This is a genomic window from Thiocapsa sp. C2-2m (assembly GCF_041903745.1).
Lineage (GTDB): Bacteria > Pseudomonadota > Gammaproteobacteria > Chromatiales > Chromatiaceae > Thiocapsa > Thiocapsa roseilacustris.
Genome location: NZ_JBBWVD010000002.1, coordinates 1 through 24,208 on the forward strand (window position 1 = coordinate 1; position 24,208 = coordinate 24,208).

The 24,208-nt window shown below is 64.3% G+C and carries 22 protein-coding genes; 7 read left to right on the plus strand and 15 right to left on the minus strand.

All coding sequences use genetic code 11. The features are described from left to right. Positions 1-2,052: protease Lon-related BREX system protein BrxL (brxL, locus tag AADX97_RS01415; protein WP_374239267.1), on the plus strand; the 2,052-nt coding region annotated here is incomplete at its 5' end. Positions 2,053-2,480: 428 nt separating this feature from the next. Here the strand turns inward: brxL and AADX97_RS01420 are convergent. From AADX97_RS01420 to AADX97_RS01475, 12 genes are all read right to left on the minus strand, one after another. Next, a complete protein-coding gene (locus AADX97_RS01420; protein ID WP_374231786.1) occupies positions 2,481-3,065 on the minus strand; it encodes a Uma2 family endonuclease in 585 nt (194 codons plus the stop codon). A gap of 129 nt (positions 3,066-3,194) precedes the next feature. Beyond that, positions 3,195-3,647, minus strand: a complete 453-nt coding sequence (locus tag AADX97_RS01425) for a HEPN domain-containing protein (RefSeq protein WP_374231787.1) — start codon at positions 3,645-3,647, stop codon at positions 3,195-3,197. Then, positions 3,626-4,018: a nucleotidyltransferase family protein gene (locus tag AADX97_RS01430; protein WP_374231788.1), complete on the minus strand. Its 393-nt coding sequence runs from the start codon at positions 4,016-4,018 to the stop codon at positions 3,626-3,628. Before AADX97_RS01430 ends, AADX97_RS01425 begins: the two co-directional genes overlap by 22 nt. A 95-nt stretch (positions 4,019-4,113) precedes the next feature. Next, on the minus strand, positions 4,114-7,203 hold the full coding sequence (locus AADX97_RS01435; protein WP_374231789.1) for an efflux RND transporter permease subunit: 3,090 nt from the start codon (positions 7,201-7,203) through the stop codon (positions 4,114-4,116). Beyond that, a complete protein-coding gene (locus AADX97_RS01440) occupies positions 7,200-8,390 on the minus strand; it encodes an efflux RND transporter periplasmic adaptor subunit (protein WP_374231790.1) in 1,191 nt (396 codons plus the stop codon). The genes AADX97_RS01435 and AADX97_RS01440 overlap by 4 nt, the downstream gene beginning before the upstream one ends. A gap of 133 nt (positions 8,391-8,523) precedes the next feature. Further along, on the minus strand, positions 8,524-10,176 hold the full coding sequence (locus tag AADX97_RS01445; protein WP_374231791.1) for a complex I subunit 5 family protein: 1,653 nt from the start codon (positions 10,174-10,176) through the stop codon (positions 8,524-8,526). Further along, positions 10,176-10,574 (minus strand): NADH-quinone oxidoreductase subunit K, encoded by a 399-nt coding sequence (locus tag AADX97_RS01450; protein ID WP_374231792.1) that lies wholly within the window; start codon positions 10,572-10,574, stop codon positions 10,176-10,178. Before AADX97_RS01450 ends, AADX97_RS01445 begins: the two co-directional genes overlap by 1 nt. Beyond that, positions 10,571-11,530: an MnhB domain-containing protein gene (locus AADX97_RS01455; RefSeq protein WP_374231793.1), complete on the minus strand. Its 960-nt coding sequence runs from the start codon at positions 11,528-11,530 to the stop codon at positions 10,571-10,573. Before AADX97_RS01455 ends, AADX97_RS01450 begins: the two co-directional genes overlap by 4 nt. Beyond that, on the minus strand, positions 11,523-11,864 hold the full coding sequence (locus tag AADX97_RS01460) for a monovalent cation/H(+) antiporter subunit G (RefSeq protein ID WP_374232033.1): 342 nt from the start codon (positions 11,862-11,864) through the stop codon (positions 11,523-11,525). Before AADX97_RS01460 ends, AADX97_RS01455 begins: the two co-directional genes overlap by 8 nt. Before the next feature lie 8 nt (positions 11,865-11,872). Next, the gene (locus AADX97_RS01465) at positions 11,873-12,208 is read right to left on the minus strand and encodes a monovalent cation/H+ antiporter complex subunit F (protein WP_374231794.1); all 336 of its coding nucleotides are present in this window, start codon (positions 12,206-12,208) and stop codon (positions 11,873-11,875) included. Then, a complete protein-coding gene (locus AADX97_RS01470) occupies positions 12,201-12,755 on the minus strand; it encodes a Na+/H+ antiporter subunit E (RefSeq protein ID WP_374231795.1) in 555 nt (184 codons plus the stop codon). Before AADX97_RS01470 ends, AADX97_RS01465 begins: the two co-directional genes overlap by 8 nt. Positions 12,756-13,052: 297 nt before the next feature. Continuing rightward, a complete protein-coding gene (locus AADX97_RS01475) occupies positions 13,053-14,519 on the minus strand; it encodes a GntP family permease (protein ID WP_374231796.1) in 1,467 nt (488 codons plus the stop codon). A 304-nt stretch (positions 14,520-14,823) separates the two neighbouring features. Between AADX97_RS01475 and AADX97_RS01480 the strand changes: the two genes are divergently transcribed. Continuing rightward, complete coding sequence (locus AADX97_RS01480) at positions 14,824-15,909, plus strand: patatin-like phospholipase family protein (protein ID WP_374231797.1); 1,086 nt, start codon at positions 14,824-14,826, stop codon at positions 15,907-15,909. Positions 15,910-16,081: 172 nt separating this feature from the next. On the opposite strand, the gene AADX97_RS01485 is transcribed toward AADX97_RS01480, so the two are convergent. Further along, positions 16,082-16,399 (minus strand): phospholipase A, encoded by a 318-nt coding sequence (locus AADX97_RS01485; protein ID WP_374231798.1) that lies wholly within the window; start codon positions 16,397-16,399, stop codon positions 16,082-16,084. Between the two features lie 140 nt (positions 16,400-16,539). Next, complete coding sequence (locus AADX97_RS01490; protein WP_374231799.1) at positions 16,540-16,818, minus strand: hypothetical protein; 279 nt, start codon at positions 16,816-16,818, stop codon at positions 16,540-16,542. A gap of 261 nt (positions 16,819-17,079) precedes the next feature. Between AADX97_RS01490 and AADX97_RS01495 the strand changes: the two genes are divergently transcribed. Then, positions 17,080-17,982: a DUF6268 family outer membrane beta-barrel protein gene (locus AADX97_RS01495; protein WP_374231800.1), complete on the plus strand. Its 903-nt coding sequence runs from the start codon at positions 17,080-17,082 to the stop codon at positions 17,980-17,982. 225 nt (positions 17,983-18,207) lie between these two features. Next, positions 18,208-18,732 (plus strand): zeta toxin family protein, encoded by a 525-nt coding sequence (locus AADX97_RS01500; RefSeq protein WP_374231801.1) that lies wholly within the window; start codon positions 18,208-18,210, stop codon positions 18,730-18,732. A gap of 396 nt (positions 18,733-19,128) precedes the next feature. On the opposite strand, the gene AADX97_RS01505 is transcribed toward AADX97_RS01500, so the two are convergent. Beyond that, positions 19,129-19,746: a Uma2 family endonuclease gene (locus tag AADX97_RS01505; protein ID WP_374231802.1), complete on the minus strand. Its 618-nt coding sequence runs from the start codon at positions 19,744-19,746 to the stop codon at positions 19,129-19,131. A 92-nt stretch (positions 19,747-19,838) separates the two neighbouring features. Here AADX97_RS01505 and AADX97_RS01510 point away from each other — a divergent pair, with 92 nt between their 5' ends. From AADX97_RS01510 to AADX97_RS01520, 3 genes are all read left to right on the plus strand, one after another. Continuing rightward, complete coding sequence (locus tag AADX97_RS01510; protein WP_374232034.1) at positions 19,839-21,770, plus strand: SLC13 family permease; 1,932 nt, start codon at positions 19,839-19,841, stop codon at positions 21,768-21,770. Between the two features lie 301 nt (positions 21,771-22,071). Beyond that, complete coding sequence (locus tag AADX97_RS01515) at positions 22,072-23,649, plus strand: cache domain-containing protein (RefSeq protein ID WP_374231803.1); 1,578 nt, start codon at positions 22,072-22,074, stop codon at positions 23,647-23,649. Positions 23,650-23,665: 16 nt separating this feature from the next. Beyond that, entirely contained in the window at positions 23,666-24,205 is a 540-nt protein-coding gene (locus tag AADX97_RS01520; RefSeq protein ID WP_374231804.1) for a hypothetical protein, read from the plus strand. Positions 24,206-24,208: the final 3 nt, after the last annotated feature.

Here is a 24,208-nt window from a genome sequence, read left to right on the forward strand (position 1 = left end):
ACCCCGAACCCTATGACCAACTCCCCACCCGCCCGCGACGCCCTCGACGACAAGACCAACCGCATCTTCGCCGGCAAGGTGGTTCGCAAGGATCTGGTCCGCAAGGTTAAAGTCGGCGCCAACGTCCCGGTCTTCGTCCTGGAGTACCTGCTCGGGAAGTACTGCGCATCATCGGACGAGATGGCGATCCAGATGGGTCTGCAGGTGGTCAACGACACCCTGGCCGACAACTACATCCGCCCGGACGAGAGCACGAAGGCCCAGAGCAAGGTCAAAGAGAACGGCCGTCACACCTTCATCGACAAGGTGAAGGTCCGTCTGGTGGACTCCCAGTACTGGGCCGACGTGACGAATTTCGGGCACAACCACGTCCATATCCCCGACCACTATGTGCGCGACTTCGATCGGCTTCTGACCGGCGGCATCTGGGCGCAGGTGGACATGCGCTTCGAATACGACGAGGAGACCAAGGGTAAGAACCCCTTCTGGATCGACAAGCTCACGCCGATCCAGCTCGCCAGTTTCGATCTGGATGAGTACCGTCGGCTGCGCGCGGAGTTCACCACCGACGAGTGGCTCGACTTCATCCTGCGCAGCATGGGTTACGAGCCGACGGCGATGGAGCGGCGGCTCAAGCTTCTGTTCCTGATCCGCCTGATCCCGCTCTGCGAGCGTAACTACAACCTGGTGGAGCTCGGTCCGCGCGGCACCGGCAAGAGCTATGCGGTGCAGGAACTCTCGCCCTACGCCGCCCTGCTCACCGGCCCGACGACCGTGGCCAACCTCTTCGGCCACATGAACGGCAAGCAGAAAGGCATGCTGATGATCTGGGATGTGGTCGGCTTCGACGAGGTCGCCGATCTGCAGAAGATGCCCAAGGAGGTCATCACGACGCTGAAGACCTTCTGCGAGTCCGGCCAGTTCCAGCGCGGCCAGGAGGCGATGGCGGGCTATGCCAGCATCGCCATGTTCGGCAACACCCAGCAGCCGATCGACGTCATGGTGCAGACCGGTCACCTGTTCGCGCCCATGCCGGACGTGATCCGCGACGACATGGCCTTTATCGACCGGCTGCACTTTTATCTTCCTGGTTGGGAAGTGCCCAAGATGCGCAACGAGCACTTTACCGACCATTATGGCTTCGTGGTCGACTATCTGGCCGAGGCCCTGCGGGAGCTGCGCAAGCACAATTTCACCGAGATCATCGACCACTATTTCGCGCTGGGATCACACCTGAACGCCCGCGATCGCAAGGCGGTGCGGCGAACTGTATCGGGGCTGGTGAAGATCCTCCACCCGCATGGGCAGGTGTCTCGCGAGGATCTCGGCGAGCTCCTGGAGCTGGCCCTGGAAGGCCGTCGCCGGGTGAAGGAGCAGCTCAAGAAGATGGGCTCCTTCGAGTACTACCAAACCTCCTTCAGCTATCTGGTGAACGACACGGGCGAAGAGAAATTCGTCGGGGTGGCGGAGCAAGGCGGTCGAGATCTCATTTCGGCCGATCCGCTGCCGCCGGGGACGCTCTACACCGCTTCGGTCAGCGGAGACGGCACGGTTGGTCTCTACCGCGTCGAGATCACGCTCTCGTCCGGAACCGGGAAACTGAAATTCGCCGGTGGCGTGAGCGGATCCATGAAGGAGTCCGTCAACCGCGCCTTCAGCTTTCTCTGTGCAAGCAAGAGCGCCTTCGGCGTGCCGCGCGAGCTGGATACCTCCGACTTCCACGTCGAGGTCATCGATCTGCTCGGCAACAAGGTCGAGGCGGAGATCGGCGTCGCCTTCTTTGTCGCGGCCTATTCCGCGTTGCGAAAGGCGCCGCCCCAGCCTGCACTGCTGGTGCTCGGAGACATGAGCATCCAGGGCAACATCAAGCCCGTGCGCTCCCTCACCGAGCCGCTCCAGGTCGCCATGGACAACGGCGGCAAACGCGCGCTGATCCCGATCGAAAACAAGCGGCAGTTCCTGGACGTGAACCCGGACGTGCTCGAGCACGTCGATCCGGTGTTCTTCGGCGACATGCGCCAGGCGGCGTTCAAGGCACTCGGGCTCACCTGACTGCGAGGGACTCGCCTTAAGGCGATTTCCGCAAAACTCCCTACCAGTAGGTTGTGCTGACGATAGGAAGCACAACTTGCGCCGACGGTTGGTTGTGCCTCGCACAGCTCGGCACAACCTACGCCCTTGGAATAAGGGTTCCCTGAATTCGCCTAAGATCGATCGGATGAAGACGAGATCAGCGCGGTCGTGGCTGAACCCTCAGTCCGGTCCGTTTTTTGATATTCTCACGAAGGGGAAGTACCCCTAAGGCTAGCGGCAAAGTTGGAGCATCGTTGCGAACGCCGAGCCACGGCTCGGCTTGGAAGCGTCTCTACCGACGCCGGTGGTGTCGGGCTGCAAAGCCACTTGCTGATCATTGTTCAGTGTCGATACCATTAATGAGCCGAAGCCGCGGCTGCTGAAGTATCGACGCTTCGGGGGCGACGCTAATAGTCGGCAGTGAGCTCGACTTTGTCATAAACCTCGGCCATCGACAGCTCGGTGGCGAGTTCTGTCAACGGGATGCATTCACCGGGGTTGGTATAGACGGAAAGCAGCCAGTCACCGCTCTGCTGGCGCAGGAAGAGCTCGGCGCTCACCCGGTGCTGGGAAAGCAACAGATAGGCTCGCAGGCTGGGGATGGACCTGTAATAGGCGAACTTATCTCCCCGATCATAAGCCTCTGTGCTGTCGGAGAGGACCTCGACGATGAGTGCGGGGTTCGTGATGATATCGCGGCGGTCATCCAAAAATTGTCGTTCTCCGCAAACCGCCATTACGTCCGGATAGGCGCCTAGTTTGGCGGACTCGACGCGGACCTTCATGTCGCTGGTGTAAACGTAGCAGGGGCGGCCCTTGAAATGATTCCCCAGCTCCCGAAGGACGTTTCCGCAGATTAGGTTGTGCGCCTCGGATCCGCCCGCCATGGCGAAGACCTCGCCATTCAAATATTCGGTACGTCCCTGATCCGATGCACGTTCGGCGGCGAGCCAGTCTGCGAAATCAAGGTGATGTTTGGGCTGAAGAGACATGATTGGACTCCGGGTCCGGACCGAAACAACGACTGAACGAGTTTGCACGCGGATCGTGACTGGGGACTGAACATACCCCGCAATGTCTGCTCGAACAAGCATCCGATCGGACTCGGCGGTCTTTTTCGATCAACCGTCGCCGGCGATCTCGACGCGAATCGACGGCGCAATCGATTCAATGGAAGGTACACGAACCTCGAGATCGTCCATCGCGGCGAGAACAAGCGCCATGACAAGCGCATGCGCGCGAGCAACGTCCTCGGCATCGAATTGGTGGAAGCCTTGGTAGTCCGCACGCAGTCGGTCGGCCTCGAGCTGTCCGAGCGTCTTCAGGTGCTGCCGATCGAAGGCTCCGGATCGGACGAAGTGGGCCGCAAAGAGCCGCTGCGTGCCTTCATGCGTCTTCGTCTCCAACCCATGGCTGAACAAAAGGGCGCGGACTGCGTGAAACGCGGCGTAATAAAGGTTGGAGATGCATTTACGATGGACGCCGACCTGACGATTCGCGCGGAAGCTGCGCAACTCGTCGAGCAGCAGCCCCAGCTCGTCGGTTACTGCACTTAAGCGCTCGTCTTCGCCCATAGCTCGATCCCCTCTCGCATGATGTCGTCCAGCAGTCGGCGGCTCGTCCCGTCGCCGTCGCGGATGACGATGGGCCGCAGGTGAGGAAGATCCTCCGAGCCCTCTTGAGCGGACTCGGCGATGTCGGTCAGGCCTCGCGCGATCGATCGGTGCGCATCGCGCGAGACGAAGACCGCGAGATCCAGGTCCGAGTCCTCGCCACCCTCGCCCCGAGCGCGGCTGCCGAACACCAGGATACGCTCGATGGCCGCGCTGCCGAGCCGGTGCAGACTGTTTGCGACGAAGGTCGCCAACAACTGCTGCTCGCCGGGTGTAAAGGGAGCGACTTCCGGGCGAATCGTCGAGTCGAAAAGGCTTGATCGGGTGGGCATTGCGAGATTCTGCCCTCGATCGGGCTCGTCGTCGACGGCGGTCATAATGGATGTGGCCGTCACGTCGCATGCGCGACATGACGGCATCCTTTGCGCTAGGCAGCGCTTGCTTGCGGTTCCGGGTCGGGCGGGTCGCGGCTCGGTGCGACACCTTTGAACCAGGTTACATAGAGGGTCGGCAGAAAGACCAGCGTGAGCAGCGAGGCGACGGCGAGGCCGCCCATGATGGCAAAGGCCATCGAGCCCCAGAAGACCGTGGGCGCAATCGGGATCATCCCAAAAATGGTCGAGAGCGCCGTCAGCATGATCGGCCGGAAACGCGACAGGCTGGCCTCGACCACCGCATCCCAGACGCTCTTGCCGGCGTTGCGCTCGGCCTCGATCTGGTCGATCAGGATGACCGCGTTCTTGGCGATCATGCCGACCAGGGCGAGGATGCCGAGGATGGCGACGAAGCCGAGCGGTTTGCCGGAGGCCAGCAGGGCGCCGACCACGCCGATCAGGCCCAGCGGCACCAGGCTCAGGACCATGAAGAGCCGCGCAAAGCTCTTGAGCTGGAAGATCAACAGGGACAGCATGAGCAGGATCATCACCGGCACCACAGCGAAGACCGAGGCTTGCGACTCGGCGCTCTCCTCGACCGCGCCCCCCAGCTCGATGCGATAGCCCTTGGGCAGGGTCGCGTTCAGCGCCGCGATCGGCTCGGCCAGATCAGCCACCACGGTCTCCGGCAGCATCCCCGGCGTGACATCCGCCTGAACCGTCAGCGTTGGAACCCGGTCACGCCGCCACACCAGCGGGTAGTCCTGACCGTACTCGAAGGTTGCGAACTGGCTGAGCGGGATGGTGCGACCGTTGGGCAGCGACACCGGCAGACTACGCAGTGTCTCGACCGACAGACTCTGTCCCCCACGTTCGCGCGCCACCACGTTGATCAGATAGATATCGTCGCGGACCTGGGTAATGCCGGTACCCGAGATATTGGCGTTAAGCGCGGTGGCGACCGCCTGAGAGCTCAGTCCCAATTGCCGCGCCTGATCCTGATCGATACGGATATGCAGCTCGCGCCCCGGCTCCATCCAGTCGAAATTGACGCGACGCGCACCCGGGTGGCCCGCCACGACATCCGCGAGCTGCATCGCGATGTCGCGCAGCTCCGTCGGACTCGGACCCATCACGCGGTATTGCAGGGGCCAGCCGACCGGCGGTCCCAGCTCCAGCGGCGACACCCGTCCAACTACCTCCGGAAAGCGCTCCGCCAGCAGTTGTTCGAGTCGCGGCTGGAGACGTTCGCGCGCCTCGATATCCTGAGTCACGATCACGGCCTGGGCGAAGAAGGGGTTGGCCAACTGCACGTTCAGCGGCAGATAGAAGCGTATCGCGCCCTGGCCAATGTAGGTGCTCCAGCGTTCGATCTCGGGTGCGAACTCGGGGTCATCGCGCAGGATCTGCTCGAACTCGTCGACCAGACGCTCGGTCGCATGGATCGAGGCATTTTGCGGCAACTGAAGGTCGACCAGGAGTTCGGGGCGATCGGAGGAGGGGAAGAACTGGCGCGGCACCTGGCTCAACCCCACGATGGCGACAACGAAAATCACCAGCGTCAGGCCGATAGTGAACCAGCGCGCACGCATCGCCGCCGTCAGAAAGCTCCGATAGATGGCGACCGTGCGGTTCGGCTTATCGCTCGCCCCGGCCTTGGGCGGGCGCAACAGCGTCATGCCGATCAAGGGGGCGAACATCATGGCGACAATCCAGGAGGCGATCAGCGCGATCCCGACCACCGCGAAGATCGAAAAGGTGTACTCGCCCGCGGAACTCTGGGCGAAGCCGATGGGCACGAAGCCGGCGATCGTGACCAGGGTGCCGATCAACATCGCGAAGGAGAGATGGGTGTAGGCATAGGTCGCCGCGCTCAGCTTGTCGTCACCGACCGCCAGACGCCGGCTCATGGCGTCGATGGTCGTCATGGCGTCGTCGACCATCAGGGCCAGGGCGATGATGAGCGCGCCGAGCGAGACCCGTTGCAGGTCGATGTCGACGATGTCCATCATCGGAAAGACCACGGCGAGCGTGAGCGGGATGGTGATGGCCACGACCGTGCCGGCCCGCGCGCCCAGTGCGATGAAGCTGATGACGAGCACGATCGCGATCGCCTGCCAGAGCGAGGTGGTGAACTCGTTGATGGCCAGATCCACCGTCAGGGGCTGATCCGCCACCAGTCGAGGCTCGATGCCGAGCGGCAGATCAGCCTTGATGTCGGCGATGGCCCGGGCAATGTTGCGCCCCAGCGCCAGGGTATCGCCGCCGTCGCGCATGGCGATCGCCAGGGCGATGGCGGGTTCTCCATTGATGCGGAACATGGGTTGGGGTGGATCGGAAAAGCCGCGGCGCACATCGGCGATGTCGCGCAAACGCAGCATGCGGTCGCCGACGGCGAAGGTGACGTCGGCGATATCCTGCTCGGTCCCGAAGGCGCCAGAGACCCGCAACGCGATCGACTCATCGCTGGTACTGAGAACGCCCGCCGGGCTGACGAGATTCTGGGCGCGCAATGCGCCGATCAAGGTCGCGGGGTCAAACCCCAAACCGGCGAGTCGCTCAACCGAAAAGTCGATATAGATGACCTCGTCCTGGGCGCCGAGGATGTCGATCTTGGAGACGTCGGGAACCGTGAGGAGCTGGGAGCGCACGTCCTCCACCGTGTCGCGCAATTCACGATGGGTGAAGCCATCGGCGGTGAAGGCGTAGATGATCCCGAAGGTGTCGCCGAATTCGTCATTGAAGAAGGGTCCGACGATCCCCTGAGGCAGGGTGTGTCGCATATCGCCCACCTTCTTGCGCACCTCGTACCAGGTGTCGGAGACCGCCCGGCCCTGTGTGCTGCCCTCCAGATCGACAAAAATGGTGGTGGTTCCGGCGCGGGTGAAACTGCGCAGGTTGTCCAGATTCGGAACCTCCTGCAGGGTGCGTTCGAGGCGCTCGGTGACCTGCGCGATGGTCTCGTCAAGAGTGGCGCCGGGCCAGATCGCCTTCACGACCATGGTCCGGAAGGTAAAGGGCGGATCCTCCGCCCGTCCGAGCTTGTAAAAGGAGCTCACCCCGGCAACGAGCACGGCGAGCATGATGAAAATGGTGACCGAGCGGTGGCGAATGGCCCAGTCGGAGAGATTGAACCGGCTCATGGCTGGTCTCCGATCGCGTCTCCGATCGGCTCCGGACTCGCGGCTGCAGCCGGCTCACCGAGCAGACGCACGGCCTGGCCGGGGCGCAGGGTCTGAACGCCCGCCGTCACCACCAGCTCGCCCGAGTCCAGACCCTGGGCGATCAGCACCCGATCGAGCTCAAAGCGTGCCACGTCGACATTGCGCAGGGCCACGGTGCGCGTCTCCGGGTCAACCGTCCACACCGCCGGCGCGCCCTGGGACCTGCTCAACGCCGAGGTCGGGACAGCGATCCCCGTAACCCCGCCGAGCTGGATGCTGCCGGTCACGGTGGAGCCGAGCCGCATCGCCTCCGGCGGACTGGCGAGACCCACCCGAACCTTGAAGGTCCGCGTCACTGGATCCGCCTGGGGCGAGACCTCGCGGACCCGGCCGGTGGTGCTGACCTTAGGATCGGAGCTCAGCGCAACGGTCACCTCATCCTCGGCGGAGGCCGCCTCGATCACCCGCGCCGGCACGTCGAAGACCGCATCGCGTCCACCCTCGCGGGCGAGCTGCACGATCATGCGCCCGGCCGCAACCACCTCGCCCGGCTCCGCCCCGCGGGCGGTGACGATACCCGGCCCGTCGGCGATCAGGGTCGTGAATCCAAGCTGGTTCTCGGCCGTCCTGACCTGGGCCTCGGCCGCCTCCACTTGGGCTTGGGCGGCGTCGCGTGCCTCGACGGCGCGGTCGAACTGGGCGCGGGCGACGAAGCCTCGTGGCAGGAGCGGTTCGTACCGCTCCACCGTATTGCGCGTCTCGACCAGGCGCGCCATGGCTGCGGCCAGATTCGCCCGCGCCGCGTCGATCGCGTTGCGCTCGTTGACCGCGTCGAGACGGGCGACGATCTGCCCCGCGCGAACCTGATCGCCCACGCTGACGGTGCGCTCGATCAATTGTCCGCCGACCCGAAAGGCCAGGGCCACGTCATCCTGCGCCTGGACGTTGCCGGTCAGGGTCACGGTCTCGCCGCCCGGCAGCTCCTCGGCCGTGATGACCCTGACCGGGCGGATGGGCTCGGGGATGGATTGCGACTCTTCGACAGGCTGGCATGCGGTGAGCAGCGCGAGGATCGCCGGGAACACGAGTGCACGGGGCAAGGAGGCGCCGGTCCCGAAGGCCAAGCGCGGCTTGTCGCCGCGCGGGGACGAGATCAAGTTTTCCACAAGAACATCTCCGGTTGAATGGTGAACGGCGATCCCGGACGGCATTGCCGAACATGGACTGATGATCAAGGATCGTGCGGGCGCGAACAAGCGCAAAGCATGATCCTCAAACGCATCCGAGAACGAAGGGTATTCAGGACTGACGGCGTGCCCAAGCCGCCAGACTGAGCGTCGCCGCGCCAATCGCCAGGACCGGCACGAGATCCCCCGACAGCTTGCGCCAGTCGAAGGCGCCGGACATCGCCGCCGCGACGGCCCCACCCCCGTCGATGCCCAGTCGGCCAATCCCCACCAGATCGAACGGCGCGGACGGCAGCAGTCCAAGCAACAGCGCGCAGAGTGCCAACCCCAGCACGACACCCTCTTGCGCCAACCCGGGGCGTTTGTCTGGCGTCAGTGGCTGCGCCGGACGGGCCAACGCATGGCCGAGCACCCAGAACAGATAGGCGGCGGTGAGCAGCCCGCCCGCCTGCATCACCAGCCCCCACCACCAGAATCCGCTCCCGTCGGCTGCGGAGGTCAAGAGCGTCTTGGTCAAATAGCCGCCGCTCGGTTGCAACCCAACCAGCGACAGTCCGGCCAGCCCAAAGGCCAGGACGGTGATCGGCAGGACGCGACCGATGCCACCGAGGCCCTGGATCCGGTCGTGACCGAGCGCCCCGGCGATGAGGCCGGCGGCCATGAACATGGCGGCCTTGGCGCAGGCATGCGAGACCACCTGGAGCATGCCGCCGGTCAAGGCGACGGACTCGTGGCTCGCGGCCAGCGGAAAGATCAGGAACAGATAGCCGATCTGGGCCACGGTCGAATAGGCGATGAGCAGCTTGAGCCGGACCTGCCGCAGGGCGACTAGGTTGCCGAACAGGATGGCACCCGCACCCAGGACGCCGAGAATCTGGGCCCCCGGTAACGATAGGAGTCCGGGCATCAGATCGAACCAGATGCGCAGGATCAGAAAGAAGGATGCCTTGACGACCAGCGCGGACAGGATGGCGCTGGCGGCGGGTGGCGCACCGGCATGCGCCGGGGGGAGCCAGAGATGAAGCGGAAAGAGGGCAGTCTTGGCCAGCAGTCCGACAGTCATCAGGGCGGCGGCCCCGATGACGGCGGGCGGCAGTTGGTCCGCATCCGCCATCCGGTGCGCCAGCAGGGCGATGTCCAGGGCGCCGTAGGTGCCGTAGAACAGCACCGCACCCAACAGGTATAGCACCGAGCCCAGGAGCGCGAAGAGCAGATAGCGCAGGGCCGCCGCCAGGGTTTCGGCCCGTCCGTCCAGGGCGACCAGGGGCACCGCGGAAAAGGTCAGGATCTCCAGCGCGACGAACAGCGTGAAGAGATCCTGTGCCAGAAAGACCGTGTTCATCCCACTCCAGATCCCCAGCAGGAGCAGCCAGAACACCAGCGATGTCCGTGTCTCGGATGCGCCTGCGGGAGGTCGGAAGGCCCGCTGACCGTAGATCCCAACCGCTAGGATCACAACCGCCGTGGTGACCAGCATCACGGCCGAGAGTCCGTCCGCCTTGAGCGCCACGCCCAGCGGAGGCGCCCAGCCCCCGAGCTGGTAGTGCAGGGCTTCGCCGCCCGTCAGCAAGACGGCGGCGATGGCGACGGCGACCGCGAGTCCCGGCAGCATCAACGCCAGGACGACACGGCCCAGGAAGCGTCCACCAAGGATGGGCGCCAGCAGCAGACCGATTACCGGAAACAGCAGCGGGAAGAGCAGGAGCGTGCCACCCAGATCAGTCAGATCAGTGATCAGGGTGGACAGGATGGAATGGATCTCCATTAGGGCGCTCGCTCGCTTGAGGCGGTCTGATCCTTGGCGAGCACCGGTGCCTGGGTGAGCGCCGGTGCGCGCGGCTCATCGCCCTCCAGGGTCCCGCGGCAACTCGTCTCGGCGAGCCGCACCAGCAGTGCGACGGCGATGGCGGTGGCCGCGAAGGCGACGACCAGACCGGTGATGATCAGGGCCTGGGGGACCGGGTCGCCGTCGCTGCCGCTGCCGGCCAGCGCGAGCACGCCCCCGCCCCGTCTGGCGATCACCCCGAACAGCAGGAAAACGCCGCTGCCGATGAGATTGAAGGCAAGGATCTTGCGCAGGACGCCCGGTTGGCAGATGAGACCGTAAAGCCCCAGTCCGATCAGCGCGGCGGCGCAGAGTCCATACAGGGTCGGGCCAGTCACGATCGCCTCCCGGCGCGCGATTCAGCCGCCGGCGGTCCGGCGAGCAGCAGCCCCAGAATCACCGCGACAGAGAGGGTCAGGACCGCTTCGATGATCAGGATCAGCGGTTTGGCGTATCCCTCCGGATAGCCCAGGAAGGCGTCCGCGAGCCAGACGCCGGCCACGCCGATGCCAATGAACACGAGGCTGCCGATCACAACCAGGACACGCATTGGGCGATTGCTCAGGGTCGGAGGCTCACGCAGGCCGGCCATCATGATCAGCACCCACATCGCCGCCAGCACCGTGGCGCCCTGGAACTTGCCGCCCGGATGGTCGGCCCCGTTCCACACGAGGTGGATGCCGACCAGGATCCCGAAGGGCGGCAGGAGCTGAGCCAGCAGGGTCAACGCCGGACCCGGACGCGGGCGGGGCAGGAACCCCGGTTGTTCGCCCCAGGCGGAATCGGTCGCCAAGGACCAGACGCCGATCAGGGCGAGCACCAGGACCACGGACTCCAGCAGGGTGTCGATGGCGCGATGGGCCAGCAGCACGCCGGTCACCGGATTGAGCATGCCGGTGGGGGGGAGGTTCTCCGCCACCAGCGGGGCCAGAGTCGGGCCGGGCTCCGGCAGTGTCAGCACCACGGCGGCGAGCGCGGCGGCGACGGCGGCGCATAGCAGGCCGATCAGAACCCGCAACCAAAGGGCGGGGCGGCGCGCCCGTTCCGCTGCCTCGAACGGGGCTAGACGCGCCGCCGCGCCGAGCAGCAGGAGTCCGGTGAGACCGGTTCCGAGGGCAGCCTCGGTCATGGCGACGTCCACGGCCGCCAGTCGCACCCAGACGATCGCCAACAGGAGTCCATAGGCGACGAAGCCAACCACGGCACCGTAGGCCGCGCGGGCGACCGTGACCCAGACAGCCAGACCCAGAACCAGGAGCGCCAGCGCCGCATCGACCGCCAGGGTGCTAATCATGTCGAGACCCTGCTCCATCATCCCGCTGCGGCGCGCGGACCAGATCGGGCCGGTCCCAGTCGGGTGGCCGCACCGCGCCCGCCAGGAGCTGACCAACCGTGGCGCCCGAGAGGAGGGCAAACAGCCAGACCGCGAGCAGACCAAGCGCGGCCAGCGGTGAGTTGACCTGGGGCAGCAGACCCAGGACCACCAGCCCCAGCCCCAGGTTGTCCGCCTTGGTGAGCGCATGCAGCCGGGTCAGCGTATCGGGAAAGCGCAACAGCCCGACCGTGCCGGCCAGAAAGAAGATCGCCCCCAGCGAGACGGCGACAATGGTGAACAGATCCAACGCCAGAGCCAGGTTCATCCGGCGTTGTCCCGATCCGGCGTCTGGAGGGCTGGTTCGGCCGTGTCGGTCGAGCCATCCGCTGCGGCCCCATGGCGGTCGCGGCGCGTCGCGCCGGTGACGAAGGCGACCGAGGAGAAGGCGGCGAGTAAGGCCAGCAGCAGGGCGACCTCGGCCACCGCCCCCACCCCGCTGGCGACGCCCAGCAGCAGCAGGGCAGCGACGCCGCCGCTGCCGAGGAGCTCGGCCGCCAGCATGCGATCCGTGTTGCCGGGACCGCGCAGGAGCCGAATCAGCCCCAATGCGACGGTACCCAGAATGAAGACGGCCGCGCCGAGCAGAAACTCACTCATCGACGGCGCCCCGGCTCACCCAAACCCGTCTCAGCAAGGCTTCGTCGCGTTCCAGCGACGCGATCACCGGCTGATCCAGATCGAGACAGTGATAGATGAGGTTGCCATCGAGATCCGTCCCCACCGGAAGTGTTCCCGGAATCGAACCGGTGACGGCCCCAAAGGCCGCGCGCCCGGTTCCCGGCGGGAGACGCGTTGGAAAGGCCACGTAGCCGGGTTTCAGGGGGAGGCGTGGATCGAAGGCCCGGCGGGCGACGTCGATCCCCGCGAGGACGGACTGCCACATGAAATGCCCGGCGAAGCGGGTGAGCGCCCCGGCGCGGAACCGCTCCGCTGATGGCGGCAGGAGGCGCAGACTGGCCAGGGTGGCCATCGCGGAAGCCAAGAGCCCGATGCCGAGATCGGCGGCGATGCCGGCCGCAAACCCAGTGGCGGCGGTCTGGCTCAGACTGGGTCCGGAAAGCAGCAGCCAGAAGCCCATGAATCCGCAGCCGCGCGCAAAGGCCACGCGAGCCACGAGAAACACCCCCGCATCGGATCTAGCCATCGGATCGGTTCCAGCGGACTGCTCGGCAAGTCGTCACGCCTTCAGTCTCCGAACCGTATTACTGGAAACTTCCGCGCTGATGCTCGTCCACCAGCACGCCGCCGAGTGCCCCGACACCGGAAACGAGGGATGGTGAAGGGAATCAGTTTCATGTCGTTCTCCTCTCGGTCGTTCTTAGGCGATTTCCGGGAAAGGATCGACCGCCGTGTAGGGGCGAATTCATTCGCCCCGACAGTTCCGACAGGCCTTCCCGGCATGCTCGGACGGGATACCAAGACCAGGGAATCGCCTTAGGTCTCAGAAGGATCCGAACAGCGTTCCCAGCACGATCACCGCCGCCAGCGCAATGATGGCGCCGACGATGGCCACCATGACGATGTCGAGATAGCTCTCCTTGTGGGTCGCGCCGCAGACGGCAAGCAAGGTTACCACGGCGCCGTTGTGCGGCAGGCTGTCCAGGGTGCCGGCTCCGATCACCGCCACCCGGTGCATGAGGGCCGGATCGATCCCAAGCTCGGCGGCGAGCTGCACGTAGGTCGGCCCCAGCGCCTCCAGTGCAATGGTCAGTCCGCCGGACGCCGAGCCGGTGAGCGCGGCCAGGACGTTCGTGGAGACCGCGAGAGACACCAACGGACCGCCCTCGATCCCGAGCACCCAGTCGCGCACCAGCTCGAAGGCCGGCATGGCGGCAACCACGGTCCCGAATCCGACCAGACAGGCGACGCTGATCACCGGCAGGACCGAGGCGTTGAGACCGGCATCCACGGTGTCGCGCAGCCGCGGCAGACGCTTCCAATTGAGTGCAAGCAGGGTGAGGATCGCGGCCAACAGGGCGACGATCACGGACCAGATCCCACCGACGGCTGACGGCGAAGTCGGACCCCAGCGGTCTTCGGCGAGATAACTCAGATCAAGATTGGGCAGGACCAGGAAGCTCATCGCCAGATTGACCATGACGACCACCAGCAAAGGCAGAAAGGCGACGAAGGCCGGGGGCAGATCCGGGCTGACCTGACCCTGCTGAACCTCGGGCGGATCGAAGGTACCGGCAACGGTGGCGCGCTCACGCACCAGCGGATCCCCAACCGCGACGGTCACGGGCTGATCCGGGATCGCGACCGCTGCCCCCTCGTATCCGACGCCGCTGCGGCGCGCCGACGCCTCGCCCCGCCCCAGCCACCAAAGCCCGAACAGCAGCATGATCGCCGCGGCGATCAGGCCGAGACCGGGCGCCGCGAAGGGTGTGGTGCCGAAAAAAGGCATGGGGATGGCGTTCTGAACCGCGGGCGTGCCGGGGAGCGCGGTCATGGTGAAGGTCGAGGTCCCGAGTGCAATGGCTGCGGGGATCAGGCGGCGCGGGATGTTCGCATCCCGGAACAGCGTCTGGGCCATGGGCACCAGCACGAAAAAGGCAACGAACAGGCTCACCCCGCCATAGGTCACCAACGCGCCGGCGAGCACCACCGCCAGGATGGCCCGGCGTGCGCCGAGACGCTCACCCATGAAACGCGCCACGGACTGGACCGAGCCGCTGTCCTCCATCAGCTTGCCGAACAGCGCCCCGAGCAGGAAGATTGGAAAAAACTGGGCGACGAATCCGACCGTGCCCGTCATGAAGGTCTGCGTCCAGTGCGCCAGCAGCGGCTCGCCCGCGAACAGGGCGGCAACCAGGGCGGCAACGGGGGCCAAGAGCAGGACGCTCCATCCGCGATAGGCGAAGCCGATGAGGAGCGCGAGCCCCAGCAGAATACCAATGAGACCCATGGCGAGAGCGCCCTCGAAAAGCTGATCGGATGTTCGTCGCGAGTCTATCATTCTTCGCGAATCGGTCGCCAGATGAGGCGATGGTGATTACGGAAGACGAGACGGCCCGAATACACCTTATCTTCATGGCATTGGCCATCAATGCGTTTACAGTAATCAGATCGTCACGAGCCGAGTATCGGTCAATTCAATCTTGATAATTGAAGGGCTGCGAATGATCGTCATCCCGCGCCACCGTTAGCTGTCTTTCGGCGCGTCCGACGCGTATCATCACTTCATAATCAATCAAGTCTCGACTCTCACCGTGACACAACCCCCAGCGAAAAAAATCGACCTCGGTCTCCAGGGCGGCGGCGCACATGGCGCCTTCACCTGGGGCGTGCTCGACCGCTTGCTTGCCGAGGAGCGACTCGAGATCGAAGGCATCAGCGGCACCTCGGCCGGAGCGATGAACGCCGTGGTTGTGGCCGATGGCCTGGCTGCCGGCGGACGCGAGTCGGCGCGCGAGGCACTCTCGCGTTTTTGGCGCGCGGTGAGCGACGCCGGACGGAACAGCCCAATTCAGCGCACCTGGCTCGACCAGATGCTCGGCCGCTGGACGCTCGACTTCTCGCCGGGCTTCCTCACCATGGACCTGTTGAGCCGGCTGGTCTCGCCCTACGAGATGAACCCGCTCAACATCAACCCCTTGCGAGATCTGTTGGCGGCCAATGTCGATTTTGATCGCGTCAACCGCTGCGATCCGCTGAAGATCTACATCAGCGCCACCAATGTCCGCACCGGCCGTCCGCACGTCTTCAAAAAGCCGAACATCACGGTCGATTCGGTCATGGCCTCGGCCTGCCTGCCGCTGATGTTCCAGGCAGTGGAGATCGACGGCGAAGCCTACTGGGATGGCGGCTTCATGGGCAACCCGGTCCTCTATCCGCTGATCGAGGAAACCGCCGCGCGCGATCTCGTCATCGTGCAGATCAACCCGCTGGTGCGCGAGACCCTGCCCCGCACCGCGCGCGACATCCTCAATCGCATCAATGAAATCGACTTCAACTCAAGCCTGATGAAGGATCTGCGGGCAATCCTGATGCTCAAACTGCTGGGCAGCGCCCCGGAGCACCAGGACGAGCGCCTGCGCGATCTGGCCATTCATCGCATCCATGCCGAGCAGGAGCTGATTGATCTGGGTGTGTCCTCCAAGATGAACGCCGAATGGGCATTCCTTGAGTACCTGCACGACATCGGCTGGCGCACCGCCGACGCCTGGATCACCGACCACTGGGACGACCTGGGTGTGCGCTCGACCTATCCGCTGGAGCATGTGCTCTGGGGTCTGGACAGCATCATGCGGGACGCCGCCGATGCGGCGACCGCTCCGCCCGATCACGAGGCTTAAGGCAATCGACGGGAAAAGTCATGCGGACTGTGCATGCCCGGAAGGCCTGTTGGGACCGTAGGGGCGATTTTTTATTCGCCCCTACACGACGGTAGATTCTTTCTCGGAAATCGCCTTGGTCCTCCGAGCGGAGGCGGATGGTCGCACGCCTCGGGGCGCGCGATAGGCCCACTCAGAGGATATCGTTCAGGGCCATACCGATCCCGATCGTATTCTGCTTCCAGTTGTAGTCAATCAGGCTGTCGCCGTAGCCGGTGAAGGCGCGGACGTAGACACGCAAGGGTCCGAGCACTTGCGGCGACATCCAGGTCAACTGGGCGGCACCCTTGTCGGTGCTCGGATTGCCGCGCCCCATGAGGGTGAAGCTGTGATCGCGCCACTTGTAGAAGGCCGTGATGTCGCCGTAGCCGAAGTAATCCGTGATGTCCGGGTTGTCGTCGTCCGAGTCGCCTTCGTCGATGCGCACCCAGGGCCATGTCTTTACCCACATCTCAAAAAGACAATTGCTCTCACGGAGACACGGAGACACGGAGACAAAAATGAAAAATATTGATTAACAATGGTTTCATCAATAGCGACCTGGCATCACTTCGTCGCGCCATGGACCGGCCGACCGACGTCCGGCCTTGGTCACGGGTCGATCAGGCGCTGGTGTCGAGTGCCTCTTCTCCGTGCCTCCGTGCCTCCGTGTCTCCGTGTCTCCGTGAGAGAATCTCGGAAATAGGGGTAACGGGATGGAAGACGCCCGCTGGCTCGGTCGTAACAGGCGAGCCGCGCCTGATCGGCCTGGATCGCCGCGCAATCGGCGATGCTCGGCGACGGGGTATCGGCGCGGACCGGACCGCCCGGCGTCAGGGTCGCCGCCATCAGCGCCGTTGCACCGAGCCCCTTGAGCTGCTGAAACCACATGATTCGGAAATCCTCTGAAACGTCGTAGGCGTCATCACGGTCGGCATCCGATCCGGATAACGAGGCCGTTCGACAGGGCGATCGATCCGCCGCCGCCCCGCGCGGAGTTCTCGTGGTCGTGTCTCGAATCGGAAGATGTCGACCTCGAAAAGGGACAACAACACAAGCCGGCTCAAATTCTGGTACGGCTCGATCTCGGAATGCTATGGTCACGGCGTTTTCATCCTCCGTCCAGCGATTATCCATTCAGGAGTATCTCCGATGTCTGCGCCTTGCCTCGCCCGTGTCACCTGTGCCGCCCTGCTGTCGACCGGGATTGCCGCGGTCTCCATGGCGCAAGCGCCGCCCGGCGTCAGCTTCTCGGTTGCCCCGGTCGTTCAATTCGATAGCGATCTGGACTCCGGCGGCGACGCCGCCTATGCCGCGCTGCTCATGTCGCTCGGCACAAGTTGGAGACTTGACGAGCAGTCGTCTTTAGGCGTGCGGCTACGCCTCGACTACGAGGATTGGCACTTCGACAAACCACTCGGATTCGGTGGCGAGCAGCCGTGGGACAGGCTCTACCGAGCGGGCGTCTCCGTACCCTACGGTTTCACGACCGAGGGCGGATGGCGGTTGGGTCTAAACCCGACGATCGAGTCCTCCGGCGAATCCGGCGCCAACTTCTCGGACACGCTCGAATACGGAGCCACGGCCTCAGTATCGCGTGCCGTGCGGCCCGATCTGACCCTCGGACTGGGCGTGGGCGTCTTCGATAAGATCGAGGAGACGAGCGCCTTCCCCTTCCTGATCATCGACTGGCGGATCAATGATCGCTTGCGCCTCACCAACCCCTTCCCCGCCGGCCCGGCCGGTCCGGCGGGGTTGGAGCTGTCCTATGCGCTCGATTCGGGCTGGACCGCAGGTGTGGGTGCGGCCTACCGCTCCTATCGCTTTCGACTCGACTCCGACGGACCTTTCCCCGACGGCGTCGGCGAGCACAGGTTCATCCCCGTCTTCGTCCAGCTCGGGCGCGACCTGACCGAGAGCCTGAGATTCAATCTCTACGCCGGCGCGGCGACCGGGACCACCCTAAGGGTCGAGGACGAGAAGGGTCGACGGCTGTACGAGGAGGATCAGGATCCGGCGGTGATGCTGGGGGTGTCGTTGATCGGGCGTTTCTAGGGCTAAACCTCGTCCGTTGGGATATGGGGGTGCCGATGTTCGGGTTGAGGTTTGTGGATCTTTGCTGCGTTTGTGAGGACGCGGTTTAGGAGATTTTCGGATTTGGTTTGGTAAGCTTTGAGCTCTGTTGCAGGGCGACATCCGCCGGAGCGGTCCGGCGATCCGCGTCGGCCGGAAGCCCTGTCCACCATGTTTACCGGACATCAACGAAGATGGATCGCGACCATGGAGACCAACCCGCGCGTGATCGTCATTGCCGGACCGAACGGCGCCGGCAAGACCACCTTTGCCCGAGAATTCCTCCCGAACGAGGCAGGCTGCCCGGTCTTTGTCAACGCGGACCTGATTGCCGCCGGCCTCGCGCCGTTTTCGCCGGAGACGGCGGCCGTACAAGCAGGGCGCCTCATGCTCGCGGAGTTACAGCGGCATTTTTCCACACGGGTGAGCTTTGCCTTTGAAACCACACTGTCGGGCCGTGGCTATTTGCGGGCCATCGATCGATGGCAGGCCGCGGGGTACCGCGTCAAGCTCATATTTCTGCAGCTCGCCAGCCCAGAGGAATCGATCGCTCGCGTGGCGGAGCGCGTCAAGCAAGGTGGTCATGACGTTCCGGAGGCCGTGATCCGAAGACGTTTCGCACTCGGGCGTGAGAACTTCGAGCGCCTGTATTCCCAGAAAGTCGACGGTTGGGCACTATACGACAACTCCGGCGCGCGACCTGCGCTGATTGGGTGGAGCGAGAAACAATGAATCATCAACCCATCGAATACGCACGCGATGCCGACCTGCGTCTCTCCGAGGTCGCTTTACAACGCGCTGCCCGGCGCGCGCGCGAAATTGCGGCAAGAACAGGCACAAGGATCGTGATCAGTCGCAACGGCGTCATCGAGCATATGAAGCCCGAGGGGGAAACCGAGTTGGACGACGCCGCTCGGGATGACAGACGGGACGCGTCGCACGACTCGAACGAACGCGATAGGCGATGACCATCTTCACTTCGAATGCCTACCAATCGCAGCGGCTCAAAACCCTGGAGACTACTTCCAGGCGTGTCACTCTCCCGGAGGGTCGCTGCCGATTTGTGATTGTCAAAGATAAGCGCTGGGACTGGATCGATCCGCTGTTGTCCTGATCCCGGACCCGGCATCACCCCCTTTCATCGCCCCGCAAGGCATCGCGATAGCCGCGGATCGCCTGTGAGGTGGTCGGCTCGTCGATGAAGCGCATCAGGAGCGCCAGCTCCAATCCGGGCAGGAGTTGGCTCTCGTTCACCGGCTCGTAACGCTCGCCGCGCAGACAGTAGGGTTGGATGAGGCCACGGCGCCAGTACCAGACCTCGGCGACACCGAGTTGGCGGTAGATCTCGAGCTTGTCGATACGGCCGTGGGTCCAGACGACCTCGATGGCGAGATGGGGACGCTCCGCCGCCTCGGTCCCGAACACATAGCACTCGTCCGGCTCGGCACCGCGGTTGCGCGCCTTGTCAATGAGTGTCCAGGAACCATAGGTCGAGAAGACGATGTCGCGCTCCAGGCAGTAGGTCTCGACCAGGCAGCCGATCAGGGACTTGATGCTCTCGTGGGTCTGCGACGGGCTCATGATCTCGACCTCTCCTTCCAGGTAGGCAATCCGCGGGGCGGAATGATCGCCGCGCATCACGAGCAGACGCTCGTAGTCATCCCAGCTCACGCCGGAGAAGCGGATGATGTCGTCATGGGTCGGTTGATGGTCGGATTGCTGATACCGGGCTTGCATGGCCAACATGGGTTTGGGTCTCCGGTGTCGATCGGTTCAGGCTGCGTATATCGCCCCTTTGTGCCGCAGTAAAAGCGAGATTCAGGGCTGATTCCGATAGGATAGACGTTTTTCGGGTCGGAGCGCAGGGCTCCGGGACCGAGCACCACCGCGCCGGGCCCGGTCACGGCTCGCGGCGCCCAAATGGAAACGGCATGTCGCAAGACCTCCTCATCGTCCTTCTCATGCTGGGCGCCGCGATCCTGATGTTCGCGCTCAACAAGCCGCGGGTGGATGCCGTGGCCCTCATCATGATGGTGGCCTTGCCCTTTACCGGCGTGATCTCGATGCAGGAGGCGCTCGCCGGGTTCAGCAATCCCAACATCGTTCTGATCGCGGCCATGTTCGTGATCGGCGAGGCGCTGGCCCGGACCGGGGTGGCGCGCGGCATCGGCGACTGGCTGGTCAACCGAGGCGGCCACAGCGCTTGGCGCCTGCTGGTGCTGCTGATGCTCGCGGTGGGCCTTCTCGGCTCGGTCATGAGCTCGACCGGAGTCGTCGCCATCTTCATCCCGGTGGTGCTGCGGATCGCGAGCCGGCGCCGCATCCCGGCGAGCCAGTTGATGATGCCGATGGCCTATGCGGCACTCATCAGCGGCATGATGACCTTGGTCGCCACCTCGCCCAATCTGGTGATCAACTACGAGCTCGTCCGCACCGGCGCGGAAGGGTTCAACTTCTTCTCCTTTACGCCCTTCGGGTTGCCGATCCTGCTGATGGCGACCCTCTACATGTTGATCACGCAGCGTTGGCTGCGTCCGAAGACGCCCGAGGCGCCGACTGCACGGATGCGCCCGAAACTGATGCAGTGGGTCGAGCGCTACCGGCTCGCCGATCGCGAGTATCGGGTGCGCGTGCGCCCCGACTCGCCCTTGCTCGGCAAGACGCTGGACGAGCTGAACCTGCCCGCAAAGATCGGTGTGCGGATCGTCCTGATCGAGCGGGGTCTCGGGCGTGCGCGTCAATTGCTCCCGCGCACGCCGCAGACCTTGCTGCAGGCACACGACATCCTCTTGGTCGACGTCGATCTGGAGGAGAAGCGCATCGATGTGACCGAGTTCTGCGAGCGCTACGGGGTCGAACTCCTGCCGCGGACTGGACGCTATTTCGTCGATCGGTCGCAGGATATCGGCATGGTGGAGATCATGATCGCGGACGAGTCGCGCTTTGCCGGCAAGACCATCGCGGAGGCGGAGCGGATGGTCCGCTCCGAGCTGACCGTGGTGGGGATGCGGCGCGGTCCGGAGGCGCATGAACCGCACGGTCTGCGCGCGGAGACCCTCAAGATCGGCGATACGCTGTTGCTCGTCGGACCCTGGAAGACGATCCGCCGCCTGCAGGAGGATACGCGCGACGTCATCGTGCTCAATCTGCCCAAGGAGTTCGACGAATACCTGCCGGCGGCCAAGCGCGCGCCTTACGCGGTTCTGACGCTCGTCGTCGTCGTGACCCTGATGGCGACCGGCCTTGTCCCGAACGTCCAGGCCGCGCTGATCGGCTGTCTCATGATGGGGCTGTTTCGCTGCATCGATTTGGACAAGGCGTACCGCTCGATCCAGTTGAGGAGCCTGGTCATGATCGTGGGCATGATGCCCTTTGCCCTCGCCTTGGACCGCACCGGCGGGGTCGACATCGCGGCGAACGCCTTGGTGGCCTGGATCGGGGGCGCCGGTCCGCATGTCGTGCTCGGTGTCTTGTTCGCGATTACGGTGCTGCTGGGCCTCTTCATCGTGAACACGGCCAATGCGGTCCTGATGATCCCGGTTGCACTCGCCGTCGCCGGAGCCTTGGGGGCGTCGCCCTATCCCTTTGCCATGATCATCGCGCTCGCGGCATCGAGCGCCTTCATGACGCCCATCTCGCCCATCAACACCCTGGTCGCGACCGCGGGCAACTATACCTTTGCAGATTTCATTCGCATCGGCTTGCCCCTGACACTGTTGGTGATGATCATGAGCGTGCTCCTGGTGCCTTGGCTGCTGCCGCTCTATTAAACCGCGCCCGGTGCGATAGGCGTCGTGTGTTGGATTGGCTTGGCCGCGCCGGCTCCGACAACTGTCGGAGCCGGCGCGGTTTAAGTTGTAAAAAGAGACTAAGCTTAAACCGCGTCTCCACTAAGGTCGGAAATATCCCTAAGCCCAAAATAAAATGAAAGTGACGCATTTCACTCTGGACGCGGTTTAACCGATGAAGTTCCGCCGACCATCTCGCTTGGCCCGTCTCGTTCCGAGGCGGCTGGCCTCGTTCCGGTTCGCCATCCTCCTCCTCTTCTTGGTCCCAATGATGGTCACTGTGATGGCCATCGTCTACAAGATGTCGGAGCGTGCCGAGTCGGTGGTGTATCAGCTGTCGAGCCGGATCGTCGAGGAGATCGGGGAGAAGGTGGTCGCACGCGCGAGCGGGATCGTGCGGACGGCGGAGGCCCATCTCCTGTCGAATGCCGCGGTCGCGGCCGGCACGCGGGTCATCCCCGGCCAGGCCCTCTTCTCCGACCTTTTCTGGCAACAGGTGGTCTTCACCCCGGAGCTGACCGGCATCTATATCGCCGATCAGGCCGGCAACTTCGTGCAGGCCAGGACGGAGCCGGAGCCCTCGACCCGGGTGATCGATCGCGGGGTCACGCCGCCGACGGAGCGCATCATCGTCCGCGATCGCGACTACCGCCCCCTCGCGCACCTCGAGCGGGAGCCGGCATTCGACCCGCGCGAGCGCCCTTGGTACGGCAATACTCGCCCGGAGCGGCGCTTGCAATGGACCGACGCCTATCGATTCAGCGGCTCTGGCCGCTTGGGAATCACGGTCACCTACCCGCTCTTGGACGACGAGGACCGCATCCTGGGCGTGCTGGGTGCGGACGCGACGCTCGACAGCCTCTCGGCGTTTCTCTCGCGCCAGGACATCGGACCCAACAGCGCGGCCTTCCTGCTCGACGACCGCGATCGCCTCGTCGCTTATCCGCATCGCTTGGAGATTGGCGTTGGCTCGGACACTGGCTCGGGAGTCGGCCCGGCCGATATACCCAATACGCGCCGGTTTTTCGGCTTCCAGGTCGCTAAGTCACCGTCAACGGATTTGTTTCCAGCCACTAACCACTCGCCACTCACCACTGACCAGGATACAAACGACCTGCCGACGACGAGCGAGATTGCGCTGCCCTGGGTCAGGAACGCCCTGACCTCCATCGGAGCCTTTGGCGCCTCGGCCCCATCCGACCATGCCTATCGGTCCGTCACGGACGGCCGGACCTATCTCACGCACGTGATCTCTTTCGGCGAGGAGCTCGGCCTGCCGTGGCGGCTGGTCATCGTCCTGGACGAGGCGGATCTCCTGAGCGAGGCGCAGCGCGCCCTGCAGGAATCTATCGTGGTCTCGGCGATCATCGTCATGCTCGCACTCTTCGTGGTCTATCCGATGGCGGCGACCTTCGCGGAGTCCGTCGAGCAGCTCACCCGCAACACTCAGTTGCTGCGCCTTTTCCGCCCCGGCGAGGTCGTCCCGGTCAAGTCGGCGTTTCGCGAGATCCGCGAGATGGACCAGGCGATCTGCAGCATGCGCGATACCATGGTGCTCGTGGAGAGCCGTTTGCCGACGGAGGTCGTCAGAGCGCTCGCCGCCGGGACCCTCGCCACCGAGGAGCCAGAATTCATCCGCTTGTGCGAGCGGGGTTTTTCACAGTACCGTGCAGGCGCTTGGGACGAGGCGATTGCGGCCTTCAGCGGGGCTCTGGTCTATGCCCCCGACGATCGGGTGTGCGTGCTCTTGATCGCGCACTGCGAGCGACTCCGGTCCGAAGGCGCCGCTCCGCTCGACGACATGAACGGCGCTCCGGTCGGTCCCGGTGATCCGAACGACCCGATCAAGACCCGAGCTTGACGAGGACCTTTTCCTTATGGCCGATGAAGACCGCATCGACGAGGCGATTGACCGCCTGCAACGGGTCATCCGCCTGCTCGGCGAGCGGCAAGAGTTTCTCGATCGACGGATCTCGGTGCTGTCGAGGTTGGCCTTGTTCGATCTCTTCGCCGTCGTCCTGACGATCTCCCTGCTCGTCATCATCCTGTCGGTCCAGGCACCCGAGCTGCGTAATGCCGTAGCGACCATGAACATCCACTTCGGGGTCATGTCGGACGACATGTACAGTATTCGCCGCAGCATGGCCCGGATGACCGAGGATGTCGCCAGCCTGCCCGGGATCATCGCTCAGGTCGACAACATCCACGGCAGTGTCGGGCAGATGAGCGGTAATATCGGGACCATGACGGGACGCGTGGCGACCATGAATACAAACCTCGGCCATATGACCCTGCAGGTGAACGACATGAGTCTCTCCTTTGCCGTCATGGACGACAGCCTCATGCGGATGATGCAGGACGTCAATCACATGTCCAAGCCGATGCGCTTCTTCAACCAGATGAACCCGTTTCGCTGAGCC